General features: G+C 72.9%; 15 protein-coding genes. 7 read left to right on the forward strand and 8 right to left on the reverse strand.

All coding sequences use genetic code 11. The annotated features are described in order from the left end of the window. Nucleotides 1-1,271, reverse strand: a 1,271-nt coding sequence (locus DEI86_RS02355) for an amidohydrolase family protein (RefSeq protein ID WP_111048747.1), incomplete at its 3' end; no start/stop codon positions are given. Between the two features lie 146 nt (nt 1,272-1,417). On the opposite strand from DEI86_RS02355, the gene DEI86_RS02360 reads away from it, so the two are divergent. Next, nucleotides 1,418-2,047, forward strand: a complete 630-nt coding sequence (locus tag DEI86_RS02360) for a helix-turn-helix domain-containing protein (protein WP_258376443.1) — start codon at nt 1,418-1,420, stop codon at nt 2,045-2,047. After that, the gene (locus DEI86_RS02365) at nt 2,044-2,997 is read left to right on the forward strand and encodes a PDR/VanB family oxidoreductase (protein ID WP_111048748.1); all 954 of its coding nucleotides are present in this window, start codon (nt 2,044-2,046) and stop codon (nt 2,995-2,997) included. Before DEI86_RS02360 ends, DEI86_RS02365 begins: the two co-directional genes overlap by 4 nt. Nucleotides 2,998-3,086: 89 nt before the next feature. On the opposite strand, the gene DEI86_RS02370 is transcribed toward DEI86_RS02365, so the two are convergent. Next, nucleotides 3,087-4,223 carry a TDT family transporter gene (locus DEI86_RS02370; protein ID WP_111048749.1) on the reverse strand — a complete coding sequence of 379 codons (1,137 nt, stop codon included), beginning with the start codon at nt 4,221-4,223 and terminating at the stop codon, nt 3,087-3,089. Nucleotides 4,224-4,293: 70 nt separating this feature from the next. Here DEI86_RS02370 and DEI86_RS02375 point away from each other — a divergent pair, with 70 nt between their 5' ends. Continuing rightward, the gene (locus DEI86_RS02375; RefSeq protein ID WP_258376444.1) at nt 4,294-5,196 is read left to right on the forward strand and encodes a LysR family transcriptional regulator; all 903 of its coding nucleotides are present in this window, start codon (nt 4,294-4,296) and stop codon (nt 5,194-5,196) included. Nucleotides 5,197-5,200: 4 nt separating this feature from the next. On the opposite strand, the gene DEI86_RS02380 is transcribed toward DEI86_RS02375, so the two are convergent. Continuing rightward, a complete protein-coding gene (locus DEI86_RS02380) occupies nt 5,201-6,832 on the reverse strand; it encodes an APC family permease (protein WP_111048881.1) in 1,632 nt (543 codons plus the stop codon). A gap of 116 nt (nt 6,833-6,948) precedes the next feature. Between DEI86_RS02380 and DEI86_RS02385 the strand changes: the two genes are divergently transcribed. Beyond that, nucleotides 6,949-7,473 (forward strand): AAA family ATPase, encoded by a 525-nt coding sequence (locus DEI86_RS02385; protein ID WP_111048750.1) that lies wholly within the window; start codon nt 6,949-6,951, stop codon nt 7,471-7,473. Between the two features lie 40 nt (nt 7,474-7,513). Here DEI86_RS02385 and DEI86_RS02390 read toward each other — a convergent pair whose 3' ends face one another. Continuing rightward, complete coding sequence (locus tag DEI86_RS02390; protein ID WP_111048751.1) at nt 7,514-8,947, reverse strand: amidohydrolase family protein; 1,434 nt, start codon at nt 8,945-8,947, stop codon at nt 7,514-7,516. Between the two features lie 134 nt (nt 8,948-9,081). Between DEI86_RS02390 and DEI86_RS02395 the strand changes: the two genes are divergently transcribed. Next, nucleotides 9,082-10,380: an amidohydrolase family protein gene (locus DEI86_RS02395; RefSeq protein ID WP_111048752.1), complete on the forward strand. Its 1,299-nt coding sequence runs from the start codon at nt 9,082-9,084 to the stop codon at nt 10,378-10,380. Nucleotides 10,381-10,446: 66 nt separating this feature from the next. On the opposite strand, the gene DEI86_RS02400 is transcribed toward DEI86_RS02395, so the two are convergent. Further along, nucleotides 10,447-10,893, reverse strand: a complete 447-nt coding sequence (locus DEI86_RS02400; RefSeq protein WP_111008981.1) for a hypothetical protein — start codon at nt 10,891-10,893, stop codon at nt 10,447-10,449. Nucleotides 10,894-11,022: 129 nt separating this feature from the next. Between DEI86_RS02400 and DEI86_RS02405 the strand changes: the two genes are divergently transcribed. Beyond that, nucleotides 11,023-11,577 carry an AAA family ATPase gene (locus DEI86_RS02405; RefSeq protein ID WP_111048753.1) on the forward strand — a complete coding sequence of 185 codons (555 nt, stop codon included), beginning with the start codon at nt 11,023-11,025 and terminating at the stop codon, nt 11,575-11,577. On the opposite strand, the gene DEI86_RS02410 is transcribed toward DEI86_RS02405, so the two are convergent. After that, complete coding sequence (locus DEI86_RS02410) at nt 11,471-12,475, reverse strand: hypothetical protein (RefSeq protein WP_111048754.1); 1,005 nt, start codon at nt 12,473-12,475, stop codon at nt 11,471-11,473. The genes DEI86_RS02405 and DEI86_RS02410 overlap by 107 nt on opposite strands. A 415-nt stretch (nt 12,476-12,890) precedes the next feature. Here DEI86_RS02410 and DEI86_RS02415 point away from each other — a divergent pair, with 415 nt between their 5' ends. Continuing rightward, a complete protein-coding gene (locus DEI86_RS02415) occupies nt 12,891-13,769 on the forward strand; it encodes a ferritin-like domain-containing protein (protein ID WP_258376445.1) in 879 nt (292 codons plus the stop codon). Nucleotides 13,770-13,818: 49 nt separating this feature from the next. On the opposite strand, the gene DEI86_RS02420 is transcribed toward DEI86_RS02415, so the two are convergent. After that, nucleotides 13,819-16,605, reverse strand: coding sequence for a molybdopterin cofactor-binding domain-containing protein (locus DEI86_RS02420; protein WP_111048756.1), 2,787 nt, complete (start codon nt 16,603-16,605; stop codon nt 13,819-13,821). After that, nucleotides 16,602-17,480 carry an FAD binding domain-containing protein gene (locus DEI86_RS02425; protein WP_111048757.1) on the reverse strand — a complete coding sequence of 293 codons (879 nt, stop codon included), beginning with the start codon at nt 17,478-17,480 and terminating at the stop codon, nt 16,602-16,604. Before DEI86_RS02425 ends, DEI86_RS02420 begins: the two co-directional genes overlap by 4 nt. Nucleotides 17,481-17,628: the final 148 nt, after the last annotated feature.

Consider the following 17,628-nt stretch of genomic DNA (forward strand, 5'->3'; position numbering starts at 1 on the left):
GCCGCGTGGGCGATCCAGGCGCCGATGGCCGAGCCGAGGTCACCGAGCGGGGGTCGGATCCGGTCGAAGCTCAGCGCCTTGTCGAGGTGCGCGTGGGGGTCCGCGGGGGCCTCGGCGACGGCCTCGATGAGACTCGACGCGGCGATGGCCAGGAACTCGGCCCGCGCACCCGGCACCGCCCCGGCGGGCGGGAGGCCCATGACACTGCGGGCGCCGTCGCTGACGAGCCGGTACGCCTCCTCCGGCGTGAGGTGTCCCGCGGTCACGAGCAGCGAAGCGGTCTCGAGCGCGTCCGACCGCCCGACCGGGTTGAACGGGTCCCGGACGTTGTCCGCTCCGGCCGCCACCCGGACGCCGGCGTCGAGGAGCGCCCGGAGCGCCGTCAGACCGCGCGGCGTCGACACCGGGTGCTGCCAGCCCTGCAGGTACAGGTTCGTGATCGGAAGTGTGATGACGCCGAGGTCCGCGGCGAGCACGTCCTCGATCACCTCGGCGCGGCGCTGCGGCGACAGGGTGCCGAGACGCACGCAGTGTCCCGCCGAGTACTGCCGGTCCCGTGGCCAGTCCCGCACCGTCCGCGCGTAGCGGTCGAGCGTCACCGGCCCGTCGAGGCTCTCGTCGGCGTGCATGTCGACGCCGAGTCCGCGCCGCGCCGCGATCGCGAGGAGGCGGTCGAGATCCGCGTCCGGGTCGTCGGCGAGGTGCGGGGCACCGCCGACGAGGTCCACCCCGAGGTCGAGCACCGCTTCGACGTGCGCGTCCGGCGCGCGGTGACCGGCGAGTGCGACGAGCTCGATGTCCATGAGGCCGGCGAGTTCACGCCGCACCCGGAGCAGCGCTCGTGCGCCGCGGGTGGCCTGGTCGGTCGTGGCCGTTCCGTCGCCGCTGAGCACGTCGACGTGCGTGCGGACCGCGGTCGTGCCCGTGGCGAGCATCGCGAGGGCCTGGGTGCGGGCCCGGTCGGCGATGTCGTCGACGGTCATGTCCGCCGCGTGGGCGATCCAGGCGCCGATGGCCGAGCCGAGGTCACCGAGCGGGGGTCGGATCCGGTCGAAGCTCAGCGCCTTGTCGAGGTGCGCGTGGGGCTCCGCGGGGGCCGTGAGGAGCAGACGCCCCTCGAGGTCGAGGGTGGCGTCGGCGTCCGCCGTGAGCGTGCCGGCCGGGGCGACCTCGGACACCGTGCCGCCCTCGATCGCGATGTCGATACGGCGCCCGTCGGGCAGCAGTCCGTGGCGCAGGAGTGCCAGTGGCCGGGGCAGTGTCGCGCTCACGGGATCCCTCCGCTCGTGTGCCAAAATGTTGATCGCATCAACATCGCCGATGCTAGGGCGGCCACGTTTCCCGCGCGTTTCGCCCCCGTTGCCGCATGTAACGACCCGCGACGCCGCCCGCAGCGGCCAGCACGATGGAGGAGCCCGTGGTCACCACCGAGGTCGTCGACCCCGACGCCGCCGGCACGCGCGTCGTCGACGAGCAGGCCCGCCGGATCGGCCAGCACATCCGCGAACTCCGACGTGGCCGGTCCCTGACGCTCGTGCAGCTCGCCGACCGGAGCGGGCTGTCGCACTCGTTCCTCAGCCAGCTCGAGCGCGGGCACACCCGAGCGAGCATGGTGTCGCTCGACCGCATCGCCGGCGCACTCGGGACGAGCCAGGTCGCGCTGCTCGCCGCCGGTGATCCGCAGCTCCGCGAGCCCGACGACCCGCGCCCCGAGGTCGTCCGCGCCCACGAGGGTGCCCGGAGCCCGTTCGCCCTGGGATCGGCCCGCCTGCTCGTGCACGGCGGCAGCCACGCGTTCGAGCCCCTCGAGTGGATCGGCGCGAACACCGATCCCGGCGAGCACTACGAACACCACGAGGACGAGTTCCTCACCGTCGTGGCCGGGGCGGTGCTCCTCGACCTCGCCGGGGACGTGACGCGGCTCGGCGTCGGCGACTCCGCGTACTACCGCGGCGGCACGCCGCACCGATGGTGCAGCGCCGACGGCGAGCGGTTCCACCTCATCGTCGTCAAGCAGACGCCCGCGCCGACCGGAGGTGCGGCATGAGCGCGCAGGAGGCCCGCATCGCCGTCCGGGTCACGGCCAGGACCGCGGTGGCCCGGGACGTCGTCACCCTCGACCTCGCTCCGGTGGACGCGGCACCGCTGCCCGCGTGGACCCCGGGGGCGCACGTCGACCTCGAGGTGCGGCCCGGGCTCGAGCGGCAGTACTCCCTCGTCGCCACGACCGCGGACGGGCACTGGCGCGTCGCCGTCCTCCGCGAGCAGGAGGGCCGCGGGGGATCCGCCGCCGTGCACGACGTCCTCGTGCCCGGCGAGACCGTGGCCGTCCGCGGTCCGCGCAACCACTTCGCGTTCGACCCCGCACGGCCGGCGGTGTTCGTGGCCGGCGGCATCGGGATCACCCCGATCCTGCCGATGATCGCCCTGGCCGAGGCCGATGGCACCCCGTGGACCCTGCACTACGCGGGACGGGATCGGGCGGGGATGGCGTTCGCGGGGGACCTCGCCGCAGCGCACCCGGCCCAGGTCCGGCTGTACCCGGGCGACGAGGGCACCCGGCTCGACGTGCCGGGCCTGCTCGCGGGACCCTCGGACGCGGTCGTCTACGCGTGCGGGCCGCGGCGGCTCGTGGACGCGGTCGTGGCGGCCGGCGCCCACCGCGGCCCTGACGCCGTCCGGGTCGAGCGGTTCACGGCCGCCGACGATGCCACCGCACCGGGGGAGCCGTTCGAGGCGGAACTGGCGCTGTCGGGGATCACCGTCACCGTGCCTCCCGACCGGTCGCTGCTCGACGTCGTCGAGGACGCGGGCGTGCTCGTGCTGTCGTCGTGCCGCGAGGGCACGTGCGGCACCTGCGAGACCCCCGTGCTCGAGGGGGAGGTCGAGCACCGGGACACCGTGCTCAGCGCCGAGGAGCACGCCGAGGGGCTGACGATGATGATCTGCGTCTCGCGGGCGCGCGGCGGCTGCCCGCGGCTCGTGCTCGACCTGTAGGGCCCATCGCTGCCGGAGAGCGCGCGCCGACGACGACTGCGCTGTCGCTGCTCGGCGCGCTCGTCGTCCGGGCGCGACTTCGACCGAGCTCAGGCTGGGGGTGACAGGAGCGCTCCGGTGACGACGGACCCGTGGAACGTCCGGACCGCGACGAGACACCATGCGGCGACGAGCCCGACGGCGTAGACCACGGCGAGCACGTCGACCGCGACCAGCCCGGAGTGGAGGGCGAGCCCGTTCAGCCCGGTGGCGCACGTCCCGACCGGGAAGGTGAACGACCACCAGGTCAGGCCGAACGGCAGCCCTCGCCGGACGGCACGTGCCGTGACCAGGACGGCCAGAGTGGTCCACAGCAGCGCGAATCCGAGCATCGCGAAGCCGTAGACCAACGCGAGGACGAGCAGCGCGTGCGCCATCCGCGCGCCCACTGCGGACGGGGCGTTGCCCGCGAGCAGGTTCACGGCGGTGATCGACTGCCCTACCGGACCGAGCACGATCCAGAGCGTCGGAACCATGGAAGCAGGTCCCACGCCGTGCTCGCTGAGTCGGCCCCAGATGAGCCCGATGACCGCCAGGGACGCCACGAGGCTCATGCCGAAGCAGGCGTAGCAGCCCCAGAGCAGCGTGATCCTGGCCTGGCCGTCCGGCGCGTGCGGCAGCAACAGCGCTCCTGTGGACGCGGACACCATGGGCGGCACGATCGGCATGAGCCACCCACCGAACGCGGCCGCCGGTCCGTTCTCGTGGCGCGTGAACACGAGGTACGGGACCGCGACGGCACTGACGAGGCCCATCAGCGTGCCGAGCGACCAGAGGACCCAGTCCACGGTGACCGCGGCCGACAGCCCGACCCAGTCCCGACCGACGAGGAGCGCGCCGGCTCCGACGGTGAGGAACGCCATCGGCGGCGCGCCGTAGAAGTGCGCGATCACGGGATGCAGGTGGTGCTGCCTGGCGACGCCGCTGAATCGAGTCCAGTGCGCGACGGTCGCACAGACGAGTGCGACGAGCATCACCGCTGCGACCGCCCAGATCGCGGTCGCGAACAGGCGGAGGCCCGGGAACTGCAGTGGCAGCGTTGCCGCCGTCGTCGCGACGATGCCGGTGCCCATGATCGACGCGAACCAGTTCGGCGTGAGATTCGAGACGACCGAGTCGGACCTGTCGAGTTCTCGGAACATCATGCGGCGACGCGCTGTGGGTCGGGGAGTGGTGTCGGTGGTCATGCCTCCACGATCGCGTCGACAAGGAGGGCCGCGGAACGACGATCCCGTTGTCCTGCCACAATGGCCACTTGTGGTCCGACGACTGACCGATCGCTTGCTCGACCTCGACACCATCGAGGTCCTCGATCGCGTCGCGGAGACCGGCTCGTTCTCGCGGGCAGCGACCTCGCTCGGCATCACCCAGCAGGCGGTGTCGGCCCGGATCGGCGCCGCGGAGCGGCTGGTCGGCGTGCCCTTGCTCCGGCGGTCCTCGAGCGGATCGACCCTGACGACGGCCGGCACCACGGTGCTCGAGCTCGCTCAGCCCGTGCTCGAAGCGGCCCGTCGGCTCGAGGTGGGGATCGACGCGTTGCGAGCCGACACCGGTTCCCTCACGGTCGCTGCTTCCCAGACGGTCGCCGAACTGTTCCTGCCGTCCTGGTTGCTCGAACTCCGCGTGGCGCTCCCGACGGTCACGGTCCGGCTCCTGTCGGGGAACTCGGCGGACGCGGTCGAGCACGTCCGGTCGGGGCGTGCCGATCTCGGGTTCGTCGAAGGCCCGTCGATGGCGACCGACCTGCGCCACGCCCCGCTCATGGACGACGAACTCGCCGTTGTCGTCTCGCCGGATCACGCCTGGGCGGAACGCGGGGTGGTCGCGGCAGCCGACCTCGCGAGCACGCCGCTGCTCGTGCGGGAGGAGGGGTCGGGCACGCGCGCGACCTTGGAGGCATGGCTCCATGCCGCCGGCCTCTCACTCCACGAGCCGGCCGCTGTGCTCGGCACGACCGGTGTGGTGCGGGCGAACGCCGTCGCCGGTGTCGCTCCCGCTGTCATGAGCCTCCGGACCGTCGCGGCCGAACTCGGCAGCGGTCGCCTCGTCCGGATCCCGGTCGCCGACCCGCCTCTCGTCCGACCGCTCAGCGCCATCTGGTCCGCCAGCCTGTCAGCACCGGCTCGGACGCTCCTGGCGCTGGCCGGACGCCGCGCCTGAGCGGCTAGCGGCCCGCGTCGATCCGCTGCGCGCGGAGCTCGTCGACGAGTTCGGGACGCGAGCGCATGTAGCGGATCCCGGACTGCGTGCCCCACACGTACAGGCCGGCCGCGAGCACCGCGAGCACGACGGAGTCCCACGGCGCCCCGATGAAGCCGAGGCCGCCGAAGCTCCCGATCGCCGACATGCCGTAGACGACGGCGAGGTACGCGACGAGCCAGATGCCGCCGACGACCTCACCCGCACCGTGGTGCTGCAGGGCGTACGTGACCGCGTACCAGATGAGTCCGACGACGACGATCGGGATGGTGAGGACCAGCTCGGACCACGGCACCCAGTAGATGACGAGCGCGCTCACGACGAACGCGAACGGCGCGATCACCGACATCCCGGGCAGGCGTGCCGCGCGATCAGCCAGACCCGACCGCCGGAACGCGACGAGCGACACCGAGCCGATCGAGAACGTGAACGCGATGAGCGTGCCCGTCACACCGATGATCGCGTGCCAGCTCGGCAGGGGGAGCAGGAACAGGATGCCGACGAGGAAGTTCGTGATGAGCGCCCGTCGCGGCACGCCGGATCCCGGGTGCACCTTGGCGAACCACGAGGGGAAGAACCGGTTCTTCGCCAGGCCGAACATGTTGCGCGCGTTCGACGCCGTGAAGACGATGCCCGACCCCGACGGCGACACCATGGAGTCGGCGATGAGGACCCAGTACAGCCAGGTCATACCCAGGAGCATGGCGAGCTGCGCGAAGGGCGAGTTGAAGTCGATGCCGCTCCAGCCCTTGCCGAGCAGGTGCTGCGGCACGCCGAAGATGAACGCGAGCTGCAGCAGCAGGTAGAGCGCGATCGCCGCGAGGATCGTCGTGACGAGTGAGGCTGGGATGTTCCGGTGCGGGTTCCGGGCCTCGCCCGACAGCTCGACGATGTTGCGGAAGCCGGTGTAGGCGAACACCATGCCCGCGGTCGCGATGGTGCCGAGGGCCGCGCCGATGCCGTACGGCGCGAACCCGCCGCCGGCGGCGAAGTTGTGCGTGCCACCCGCGCCACCGCTGTGCGTGAACCCGCTCGCGAACAGCATGACGATGGTCAGTGTCGGGATGCAGATCTTGACCGCGGTGACGATGTTGTTGCTGCGTGCGAAGAACTGCACACCGAAGTAGTTGACGACGACGAACACCGCCATGAGGCCGATGGCGACGAGGATCCCGGGGAACGTCAGCTGGCCGTGGCGGAAGAGCCCGGGGATGTACGAGCTGGCGTACTGGACGACCCCGGACGCTTCGGTCGGCGGGTTCGCGACGTAGGTGACCCACATGCTCCAGCCCACGATGCTCGCGGCGAAGCGCCCGTTCGAGTACAGCGGGTACCGGACCAGCCCACCGGATTCGGGGTGCACCATGCCGAGTTCGGCGAACACGAGTGCGACCGCGAGCATGACCGCGCCGCCGATCACCCACGCGATGAGCGCTGCCGGCCCCGCCGTCTGTGCGGCGTACATCGCGGAGAACAGCCAGCCCGAACCGATGACGCTGCCGATTCCCGTGGCGACCAGGGACCAGTAGCCGAGCCGCTGCTTGAGGTGGCTGTCCTCGCTCGTGGCGGACTGGGGGACCGGACTCGCGCTGACCATGCACCCGTCGTACCCCGATCCACGTGGGTTGGCACGACCCGAGCCACCCGTGGACCACGGCGCGCCGACGTCCGGGAGGTCCGGTGTCGGCATGCGCGACCGGTACAGTCCCGCGCATGATCGTGTGGATCAACGGCACCCACGGTGTGGGGAAGACGACGACGAGCGCGCTCGTGCAGCAGATGCTCCCGGACGCGCGCGTCCTCGACGCCGAGAAGGTCGGTGAGGTCCTCATGGACATCCGACCGGGCCTCCCGGCGACCGACGACTTCCAGCACTGGGCGCCCTGGCGACCGCTCGTCGTCGAGACCGCCCGACGCGTGCTGCAGTACACGGGCGGGACCCTCGTCATGCCGATGACCGTCCTCGTCGAGCGGTACTGGCGCGAGATCAGCGACGGCCTCGCCGCGCACGACATCACGGTCCGGCACTTCGTCCTGCACGCCGACCAGGAGACGATCCGCGACCGGATCCAGAACGATCCGGTCCTCGGCCCGTCGACGTTCCGGTTCTCGCGCCTGGAGCCCTACGCCGAGGCCGCTCGCACCTGGCTCCACGCCGAGGCGGAGGTGGTCGACACGACGCACATCGACCCGACGCAGGCGGCGCAGCGGATCGCCGCAGCGGTCCGCGCCGGCTAGGGCCGGAGGCCTGCGGACCCGTGCCCACGGGCCTCCCGATTCAGGGCCGCTCCGTGCCCTCGAGCGGGCCCCCGCCGAGCGCGGACAGCCGGGACAACCCCGCCTCGGCGACGAGCTGCTGGGCCAGCGGCCGAGCCCGCGCGACGGCCTCGGCCGGATCGACGCGCGTGACCTCGCCATCGGCGAGGCTCAGCTCGCCGTCGACCCACACGTCCTTGACCTCGCGGCTCCCGGCGACGAACACGACCGCCTGGTAGGGGTCGTGCACGTTCGCCAGCGCCGGGCTGTCGCCGTCGAACACGACGACGTCCGCGCGCTTGCCGGGCTCGAGCGAGCCGATCTCGCCGTCCATCCGCAGCGCCCGCGCGCCGCCGATGGTGCCCATCTCGAACGCTTCGCGGGCGCTCATCGCGGTCGCCTGCAGATCGCGCATCCGGGCGAGCAGCGCCGCGGTCTTCATCGCCTGCAGGAAGTCCTGGGAGTCGTTCGAGGCGGGACCGTCCACGCCGATGCCGACCGGGACGCCGAGGGCGCGGAGTTCGGCGACGGGAGCGATGCCGCTCGCCAGGATGCCGTTCGCGACCGGGTTGTGTGCGACGCCGACGCCGTGCTCCGCGTAGAGCTGCCGGTCCTCCCGGTCCACCCACACGCTGTGCGCGGCGATCACGGGGACGGCGAACATGCCGGTGGCCGCCGCGTGCCCGACGACGGTCTTGCCGGTGCGCTGTCGCGCCGCGGTGACCTCCTCGCGCACCTCGTGGATGTGGATGTGGATGCCGTGGCCGCCGTCCACCGCGTACCCGATGTGCTGCTCCCACGCGGCGTCGGTGTAGCGGCCGATGGAGGAGATCCCGACGCGGAACGAGCTGTACCGGCTCGCGGCGGTGGCCTCCTCGAGCACACGGAGTTCGTCGAGGATCGGCGCGGGCCCGAAGTCCCGGTCGACGTCACCGGACCCGAACGAGAGCACGCCGCGGAGCCCCAGCTCGTCGAGCGCCTGGACGACGCCCGGCGTGGCGGGGTCGCCCGGGATCGGGTCCGAGCAGAACATGTCGTTCGCCGTCGTCACGCCGCTGCGGAGCATCTGGATGCCCTGGAGCATCGTCCCCGCGTACGCCTTGTCCCGCGTCATGACCGGGTTGACGGGTGCGATGAGTTCCTGCAGCCACTCCCACAGCGTGTACTGCGAGCCGATGCCGGTGATGAGCCCCTCGCTGAAGTGCCCGTGCGTGTTCACGAACCCGGGCGTCACGATGTCGTACGCCCCGCCGCGGACGACCGCGTGTGGGTTCGCCGCCCGCAGGTCGTCGTAGGTGCCGACCGCCCCGATGCGATCGCCGTCGACGAGGACGGCACCGTCACGGATCGCGGCGGGCGTCGGCGAGGCGTCGGAGTGTGCGGGGACACCGGCGACGGGGACGGACTCGGGCGCTCCGGTGAGCACCCACCCGCCACGGATCAGGGTCTGGGCCATGCCTGTGACCCTAGGGGCGACGTGTTCCGGGGATGTTTCCGGTCGGTCACGAGCGTCGGCGGGTCCCGCCCCCTCGTCATCGCGCCGAAACACACCGCCACCGCCCGGAAACACTGCGCTGCTACAACGGCCCCATGCTCACCGTCACCGGCGCCGTCCGTGTCCTCGTCGATCCCGGCACGGAGCGCGGCGGCGACGTCGTCCTCGAGGACGGCCACGCGGAGTCCTCCACCCTCGACGCGACGGGCTGCGTCGTCACGCCCGGACTCGTGAACGCACACCACCATCTGTTGCAGACGGCGTTCCGCACCCTGCCCGGAACGCGTGGGGTCCCGATGGCGGACTGGCTCCCCGCGATGGCCGCCGCCTACGGACGAGTGGGGCACGACCCCGAGCTGTACGGACTGGCGGCGACCGTGGGAGCCGCCGAGGGCCTCCTGAGTGGCGTGACGACCATCGCCGACCACCACCTCAACTGGTCCACCGACGCCACGCCCGAGGACACCGTCGCGCTCGCGCGGGCGACGGCCGACGCCGTCCGCGCACTCGGCGGCCGACTCGTCTTCGTCCGCGGCTCCGCTCGGGACGACCCGGAGCAGGCCGCGGCGTCGGCCGACGCGATCGTCGGCGCCTTGCTCGACCGGGAGGCCGTGGGCGGCGTCGACCCGGACGGTCGCCTCCAGATCGCGGTCGGGCCGGCGGGCGTGCACTCCGACGGGCGTGAGACCTTCCTGGCACTCGGTGAGGTCGCCGCGCGCCACGGCCTCCGGCGGCGGACGCAGGCGAACGAACAGGTGGACACCGCGATCGCGCTCGAGCGGTACGGCCGACGCCCCATCGACCTCCTGGAGGACTGGGGCTGGCTCGCACCGGACGTCACCATCGCGCATCTGTGCGACGTCACGGACGACGAGATCACCCGACTCGCCGGGGCCGGTGTCACCGCGACGCACGCGCCGGGCTGCGACGTGCCGATGGGCTGGGGAATCGCACCGGTCGCCCGCCTCGCCGACGCCGGCATCGCCGTCGGACTCGGGACGAGCGGTGGCGGGAGCAACGACGCCGGTCACCTGCTCGCCGACGCCCGTCTGGCCATGCAGGTGTCCTCGCTCGTCGGCCCGCAGCTCCCGGCCCGCCAGGTGCTCGGGATGGCGACCGCCGGGTCCGCCGCCGGTCTCGGTCGGCCGGAACTCGGTCACCTGGGTGCCGGGACCGCCGGTGATCTCTGCGTGTGGGACGTCTCGGGCGTCGCCGATGCCGGCGTCGACGACCCGGTCGCGGGCCTCCTCTGGGCGTCACCCGGTCGCCGTCCACGGCACGTCGTCGTCGGCGGCCGCGTCGTCGTCCGGGACGGGAGGCTCGTGGCCGCGGACGAGCGCGAGCTGGCGGCCCGGCTGCGGGAGCGGTTGGGTCGGACGCCTGCGGTGGCGTAGGAGGCCGCCAGCGTCACCAGGGCCGGGGAGCGCGACGCCGCCCTCGGACGGGAGACCCCGTGTGGCTCAGGCGGGCAGCTCGCCGAGCACGCGCCGCCACGCCGTGGTGAGCGTCTGGTACTCGTCGTCCGGGATCAGGTCGCGGACGCCGGCCGCGAGTACCGCGGAACGGACGGCTTCCTGCGCGCCGTCCTCGGCGAGTTCGTCGTCGTGGATGTGACGGAGGTCGCGTGCCGCCGCACGGCCGGCGTCCTGCGCGGCTTCGATCTCGTCGACTCGGCCCGCGGTACCCGCAGCGTGGAGCGCGTGCTCCCAGGCGGCGACGAGCTGCACGTTCGTGACGACGGGGACGTCGATGCCCCCCTGGATCTCGAACGCCCAGCTCGGCTCGGGCAGCACGATGTCCTCGTCGGCCTTCCACAGGCGACCGAGCGCCTCGGCCTCCTGCGCCGTGAGGGACCCGGCGCGCTCGATCATCGCCTGGAGGTGCTGCGCGTACGTCCGCTTCGACATCGTTGCCTTCCCGACCGCCGCCGGTGCGACGTGCCGTAGGTCATCCTGGCATCCCGACCAGCGAGGTGGCGGGAGACGGCGCCAGATCCGCGAGGACGAGGAAGCGGCGCCCTTGTCTAGGGTCGGGATGTGCTCGACTCCTCCGACCGCCTGACCCCGCCGCCCCAGCGCGTCCTGGTCGCCGGGCCGTCCGGCGCGGGCAAGACCACCTTCGCGCAGCAGATCGAACGCGTCGCCGGGTTGCCGCACACCGAGGTCGACGCGCTCTTCCACGGTCCGGGCTGGACGCCCCGACCCGACTTCGTCGAGGCGGTCGACGCGTTCACGCGCGAACCGAGGTGGGTCACCGAGTGGGCGTACACGTCGCAACTCGGCGACCTCGTGGTGTCGCGTGCGGACACGCTCGTCGCGCTCGACTACCCGGTGCTCCTGCACATGTCCCGCCTCGTGCTGCGGACGATCCGACGGTCGGTGCGACGCGTCGAGCTCTGGAACGGCAACGTCGAACCGCCGCTGCGGACGTTCATCGGGAACCCCGAGCACATCATCCGCTGGGGCTGGAAGGGCCGCGCACGGATCAGAGCGAACGTCGTCGCCGCTGAGCGCGACTGGCCGCAGCTCCGTGTCGTCCGTCTCCGCTCGCAGCGCCAGGCGGACGCGTGGTTGCGGTCGCTCGCGCTCTGACGGACCGCACGACGATCAGCGCGACGGCGACGATGACGCCGATCAGGACCCCACCCCACACCTGCCACGACCGTGCCTCGGTGGTGAACAGGAGGACCGCGAAGTCCGCGAACTCGCTCGGCACCGTGAGCAGCGCGCGGGACCCGAGCGCGCCGGTCAGCGCCACGATCGAGGTCGGTCCGATCCACGCCAGCCCGAACGCGACGACGGCCCCGACGATCTGCCGACCGAACGGGCGCTGCCAGAACGAGCCGACCGCGACACCGACGGCCAGCCCGGGCAGCAGGTGGGACACGGACAGCAGATCCGCGGACCAGGTCGGCGGTGCCGTGGTCGGCCGGACGACGAGTGCGTCGGCCCAGTCCGTCAGCGTCGCCGCGGCGAGCGCGATGCCGATCACGGGCCCGGGGGCCGGAACAGCGACGACGAGCGAACAGGCGACGAGTGCGACCACGGTCGCCGACAGCGCGATGACCACCAACCCGAACAGATAGACCTGCTCCGGGGTGACGAACGTCGCCACGTACCCCGTCGGCCGACGGAGTCCGACCCCCGTGACGACGGCCGACTCGACGACCGCGACGAGGTCGAGCGCGAACACGCCGATCAGCGCGGCCAGCACCGTGCCGATCGTCCGTGGCACGCGCACGGCGCGGAACAGCACGCCGGCGAGTGCGCCGCCCACGACGAGCATCGACGCCATGAGCGCGACGTCGTACTGGCTGAACGGCAGGAGCGCGATCGGCATCTGGTGCGGCGAGGTCACGTCGGACGCCCAGAGGTTCTGCAGCGGCAGCCGCATGCCGGTGATGATCCACGGCAGCAACCCGACCGCGGCGGATCCGGCACCGACGGCGAGTGCGGTCGTGCGGCTCCGGCTGGTCGGTGCGACGGTCATCCGAGGACGCTAGCGGGACGGTGGCCGGCGCGACGTCCTCCGCCCGGTGGATCTGTGGGGCCGCGGAGGTGGGCAGGACGCGGAACGACCTCCACCGCATGGGCGGCGCGCGCCCGTCCCGCTGCCGAGAGGCCCCAGTCCTCGACACGCGCCATCGGTTCGATCGTCACTTCTGGATGGGTGGTGAACGTGCACGGCATGTGGAGACGGTACCGGGGCAACGCGCACGCGGCGGTGGTGCTGGAGGCCTGTCGACTGACGTCCACTCGGTCGTCCGGCCGAGCGACCTCGTCCGGGCGGCTGACGACGGCGGGGTCCCCGACGACGACGATCGTCCCACCAGCGCCCGGTCCGACACCGGAGCGAGGCGCGTCGACGGAGCGGACCGGCAGCGGTCCGACGGAGGGAAGTTGCGATGGACGACAGGTCGAGCGCGGCGGGGACGACATGGACCGCAGCAGGCACCGAGCACGCTGCACGAACAGCGCTGGTGGACGCGCAGTCGTCGGGGTTCGACCCCTGGGTCGCGTACTTCGAGGCGAACACCGCGCGACAGCAGCGACTCGAACGGGACTGGGACCGGTCGGCTCCCGTCGCGCTGAGCGACCGGCAGCGGCGTGGGTTGGTGCGGTCGTTCCAACGGCTCGAGCTCGGTGAGGGCGGCGACGGGGTCCGGCTGCTGTCCAAGGCGAGGGCGGCCGGCGACCCCGTGTACACGCGGGCCCTGGAGCTGCTCGTGTCGGAGGAGCAGAAGCACTCCGCGCTGTTCGGTGTGGGCCTCCGCCGGATGGGCGCACCCTCGCTCCGGAGGCACTGGTCCGACTCGGCGTTCACCCGACTGCGACGTCTGCTCGGGCTGCGCACCGAGATCGCGCTGTTCATGATCGCCGAAGCGGTGTCCGTCGAGTACTTCGAAGCGCTCGCGGACCACGCTCCCGATCCGATCCTGCGCGGGATCGGCGAGCGCATCCGGACGGACGAACGCGAGCACCTCCGGTTCCAGGTCGACGGACTCCGAGCCGGGTTCGCCGACGCCTCCGACCTCACGAGGGCCGCCGTCGGGGTCGCGTGGTGGGTCGTCGCCGTCGGAGCTGCGACGGTGTTGTGCGTCGACCACGCCGAGGCGCTCCGTGCATGCGGACGGCGACCGCTCGGCTACTGGGGTCGCGCACTCCGGCGGTTCCGTTCCGTCGCGCGGTCAGCCCTCTGGAGCGGGCACTCCCGCGAACCGTCGGAACCGGACGACCGTCCGCACCTGCTCGGCCCCGAGGTGGCGATCGACGCGGCGAGCTGACCCGCGCGCACCGTCAGGCGCCTCCGCGATGTGGTGCCGACCACCCCGCTCAGCCCGCCTCCCCGTTCGCGAGCGCCCAGACCCGGTCCCGCGTCATCGGGAGGCGGTGGGGACGGACGCCGATCGCGTCGCGGACCGCGTTCGCCACGGCCGGCGCGACGGGGTTGTAGGGTGCCTCGCTCATGGACTTGGCGCCGAGGGGCCCGAGGGGGTCGTGCGTGACGGCGAACACCACCTCGGTCCGCGGCACGTCGGAGATCTTCGGGACCCGGTAGTTCCGGAAGCTGTCGGTCGTGACGCGGCCGGTGTCGTCGAGCACGACCTCTTCGTACAGCGACGAGCCGATCGCCTGCGCGGTGCCGCCCTCGACCTGGCCGCGGAGCTGTTCGGGGTTCATCACGGTGCCCGCGTCGACCGCCTGGACGCTCTGCAGGATCCGGACCTCGCCCGTCGGTCGATGCACCGCGACGCGGATCCCGTGCACCGTGAAGGCCACGGATCGCGGCGTGCCGTCGTGGTGGCCGTGCGCGACGAGGGGACCGTCGGCGAGGAGCTCCGCGGCGGACACGAACTCGTGCCCGATCCGGACGCCGTCCGGTTCGACGGCCACGCTCGGCCCGAGGATGCCCGACGCCGTCCGCGGAGTCCGCGCTGCGACGACGTCGAGGGCCCGGGCCGTCATCGCCTCGCGCAGGTCGAGGGCGGCCGCGTACAGGGCCTTGCCCGCGACGACGACCCCGGCCGAGCCGAACGCACCCGTGTCGTGCCGGGCGGCGTCGGTGTCCGACTGGTGGATGTCGACCCGATCGGGGGTGGTGCCGAGCGCCGTTGCGACGAGCTGCGCGTGCACCGTCGTCGTGCCGTTGCCGAACTCGGCCGTCCCGACGCCGATCCGGTAGTGCCCCTCGGGCGTCAGCGCCACGGTGGCGTGGGCGTGGTGCCCGCGCGGGGGCAGGGTCGCGATCGCCGCCAGCGCCATGCCCGATCCGAACGCCCAGTCGCCGGACGCGGGGTCGAGCGCGGGGCCGTCCATCCGCGGCACGAGGGCATCCCGCGCGGCGGTGTCGGGTCCGGTCCGCAGGGCGCCCTCGACCAGGTCGATGCACTGGTCGAGTCCGTAGCTGCCGTCGAAGTGCAGGTCGGACTCCTCGTCGGGGTCGGTGACGACGAGCGGATCACCCGGCACGATGACGTTCCTGCGGCGCATCGTGAACGGGTCGATGCCGAGGCGGCGCGCGAGTTCGTCCATGGCGGACTCGATCGCGAACACGACCTGCCCGAGTCCGTAGCCGCGGAACGCCCCGCCGGGCAGGTTGTTCGTGTAGACGGACTCGGCGTCGACGCGCTTGGCCGCGCACCGGTACACGGCGACGGACTCGCTCACCGAGTGGAACATGACGCCGATGCCGTGGTTGCCGTAGGCACCGGTGTCCATGGTCTCGTCGACATGGAGGGCCGTGAGGACCCCGTCGGCGGTCGCACCGAGTCGGACCCGCACGCGCATCGGGTGCCGCGTCGGGGCGATCGTGAACTCGTCGCGTCGCGCGTACTCGTACTGTACGGTCCGACCGGTCCGGAGGACGGCGAGCGTCACGAGGTCCTCGGTCAACATCTCCTGCTTGCCGCCGAACCCGCCGCCCACCCGCTTGGCGAGCACCCGCACCCGCTCGGGGTCGAGTCCGAACACGCGGGCGATCTCGTCGCGGACCAGGAACGGCACCTGCGTCGAGGTCCGGAGCACGAGTCGGCCGTCGTCGTCGAACCACCCGCGGGTCGCGTGGGTCTCGAGCGCCGCGTGCGAGACCCGGCCGGTGGTCCACTCGCCCTCGACGGTCGCGGCCGACGCGGCCAGCGCGGCCTCGACGTCCCCGGTCTCGTCGTGGAACGCGGCGACGACGTTCCGACGCGGCTCCGCGATCCGGTGCTCGTCCGTGGTCTTGTCGCCGTGCAGGAGCGGCGCGCCCGGAGCGCGGGCGGCGTCGGGGTCGTGCACGCTCGGCAGCACCTCGTACTCGACGCGGATGTGCTCGCACGCCTGTTCGGCGATGCGCACGCTGTCCGCCACGACAGCGGCGACGCGTTGCCCGCGGAACCGCAGCACGGGGTCGAACACGCGGGTGTCGTCCGGGTCGTCGAGCCGCGACTCGTGGCGTCCGGTGGAGAACAGGACACCGGGGTCGTCGTGGTGGGTGAGGACCGCGTGGACGCCGGGCAGGGCCTCCGCGTCCGTGACGTCGATCGCGGTGATGCGTGCGTGGGGGTGGGGGCTGCCGAGCACCGCGACGTGCAGGAGCGCCTCGGTCTTCCGGACGTCGAGCGTGTACTCCTCGCGGCCCGTCACGATGCGCATCGCCGCCGGGGCGGCCACCGAGGTGCCGACGGCGTCGCCGGTGGTCGGCGTGCAGGTGTTCCGCACACCGGCGAGCGCGTCCTCGATCGCCCGGTAGCCGGTGCAGCGGCAGAGGTTGCCCTTGAGCTTCCGGTGCAGGTCGGCGTGGTCGTCCTCGGTCAGGGTCGACGCGGTGACGACGAACCCGGCGGTGCAGAACCCGCACTGGAACGCGGCCGCGTCGGCGAAGGCACGCTGCACGGGGTGCGGGTCCTCCGGCGTCCCGAGCCCCGCCGCGGTGGTGACGGTCGCACCGTCGAGCCGATGGGCCGGCGTGATGCACGCGTGCACGGGTGTGCCGTCGACGAGGACCGAGCAGGCACCGCAGTCGCCGGAGTCGCAGCCCTTCTTGACGGCCGTCACGCCGTGCTCGCGGAGCAGGGTCCGGAGGACCTGACCGGGCTGCGGGGCGACCTCGAGCTCGGCGCCGTCCACGTGGAGCCTCACGACGCCTCCTCGGTCCGGCCGGTGAGGCTGCCGACCGACGCGGCGGCCTCGTCCCGGAGTTCGTGTGCGAACCGCACGCTGACCGCGCGGCGCCACGCGGGGCTCCCGTGTGGGTCGTCGTACCAGTCGGTGACGTCGGCGAGCACGGCGGCCAGCGCGTCGTGCGATGGGACCGCGGAGAACCGGAGCACGACCGGGCGCGGTGTCGCGGCGGTGACGACGAGCGTGAAGCCGCCGAGGACGCCGGAGGACCCGGGCGGGCCCGACCGACCCGGACGCCCCCAGCGCGCGGTGACGAGCGCCCCCGACCGTCCGTGCGGGCTGAGCGACACCCGTCGGTACCCGGTCTCGTGGCGGAGCGCGGCGACCGGGACCTCGAACGCCCGCAGCACCTCGCCGTCCCGCAGGTCGAGCGTCCGCACGCCCTGCACGAGGTGCTCGACGGCCGTCCGGCGCTCGGCCCCGTCGGGGGTCCACACGACGGCCGTCGCGTCGAGCGTCGCGAGGAGTGCGATCATCGCTCCCGCGGGGAGCCCGACCGCGACGTTCCCGCCGACCGTCGCCGCGTTCCAGATCTTGAACGAGGCCAGGAGCGCGTTCGCGCACCGACCGACGAGCGGCCACGCGGTCCAGTCCGGGTCGGGGGCGGTGCGGACGAGGGTGGCGATCGTGCAGGTCGCGGCGATCGTGAGCGTCTCACTCGTGCGTTCCACGTCGGGCCAGCCGAGCGTCGTGAGGTCGACGAGCCCGGTCAGGCCCGGCTGCTCCTCGGAGTAGAGCCAGGTGCCGCCACCGAGCGGTCGCTCACCGGGTGCGAGGGCGAGGTCGTCGCGGTGTGTGGGTGTCCGCACGGTGCGGACGGTGACGAGGTCCATGGACGGATCCGATCTGCGGGAGGGGGACGGGGACGCGCGGGACGACCGGACCTCGGCCGTGCGCGATCATGCCCCGGTTCCACGCCGCGAGCGGTCGTCGGTGCGTGACCATGGCGACCTCCCGTCCCGGATCCGGGCTCGCCGCCGG

This window comes from Curtobacterium sp. MCBD17_028 (genome assembly GCF_003234875.1).
In the GTDB taxonomy this organism is placed as follows: Bacteria; Actinomycetota; Actinomycetes; order Actinomycetales; family Microbacteriaceae; genus Curtobacterium.

Bases quoted from the DNA above. Each gene is read 5' to 3' on its own strand.
- DEI86_RS02400 (WP_111008981.1), bottom strand. From the start codon at position 10,893: ATGTCGAAGCGGACGTACGCGCAGCACCTCCAGGCGATGATCGAGCGC.
- DEI86_RS02365 (WP_111048748.1), top strand. From the start codon at position 2,044: ATGAGCGCGCAGGAGGCCCGCATCGCCGTCCGGGTCACGGCCAGGACC.
- DEI86_RS02380 (WP_111048881.1), bottom strand. From the start codon at position 6,832: ATGGTCAGCGCGAGTCCGGTCCCCCAGTCCGCCACGAGCGAGGACAGC.
- DEI86_RS02395 (WP_111048752.1), top strand. From the start codon at position 9,082: ATGCTCACCGTCACCGGCGCCGTCCGTGTCCTCGTCGATCCCGGCACG.
- DEI86_RS02390 (WP_111048751.1), bottom strand. From the start codon at position 8,947: ATGGCCCAGACCCTGATCCGTGGCGGGTGGGTGCTCACCGGAGCGCCC.
- DEI86_RS02425 (WP_111048757.1), bottom strand. From the start codon at position 17,480: ATGGACCTCGTCACCGTCCGCACCGTGCGGACACCCACACACCGCGAC.
- DEI86_RS02370 (WP_111048749.1), bottom strand. From the start codon at position 4,223: ATGACCACCGACACCACTCCCCGACCCACAGCGCGTCGCCGCATGATG.
- DEI86_RS02410 (WP_111048754.1), bottom strand. From the start codon at position 12,475: ATGACCGTCGCACCGACCAGCCGGAGCCGCACGACCGCACTCGCCGTC.
- DEI86_RS02415 (WP_258376445.1), top strand. From the start codon at position 12,891: ATGGACGACAGGTCGAGCGCGGCGGGGACGACATGGACCGCAGCAGGC.
- DEI86_RS02385 (WP_111048750.1), top strand. From the start codon at position 6,949: ATGATCGTGTGGATCAACGGCACCCACGGTGTGGGGAAGACGACGACG.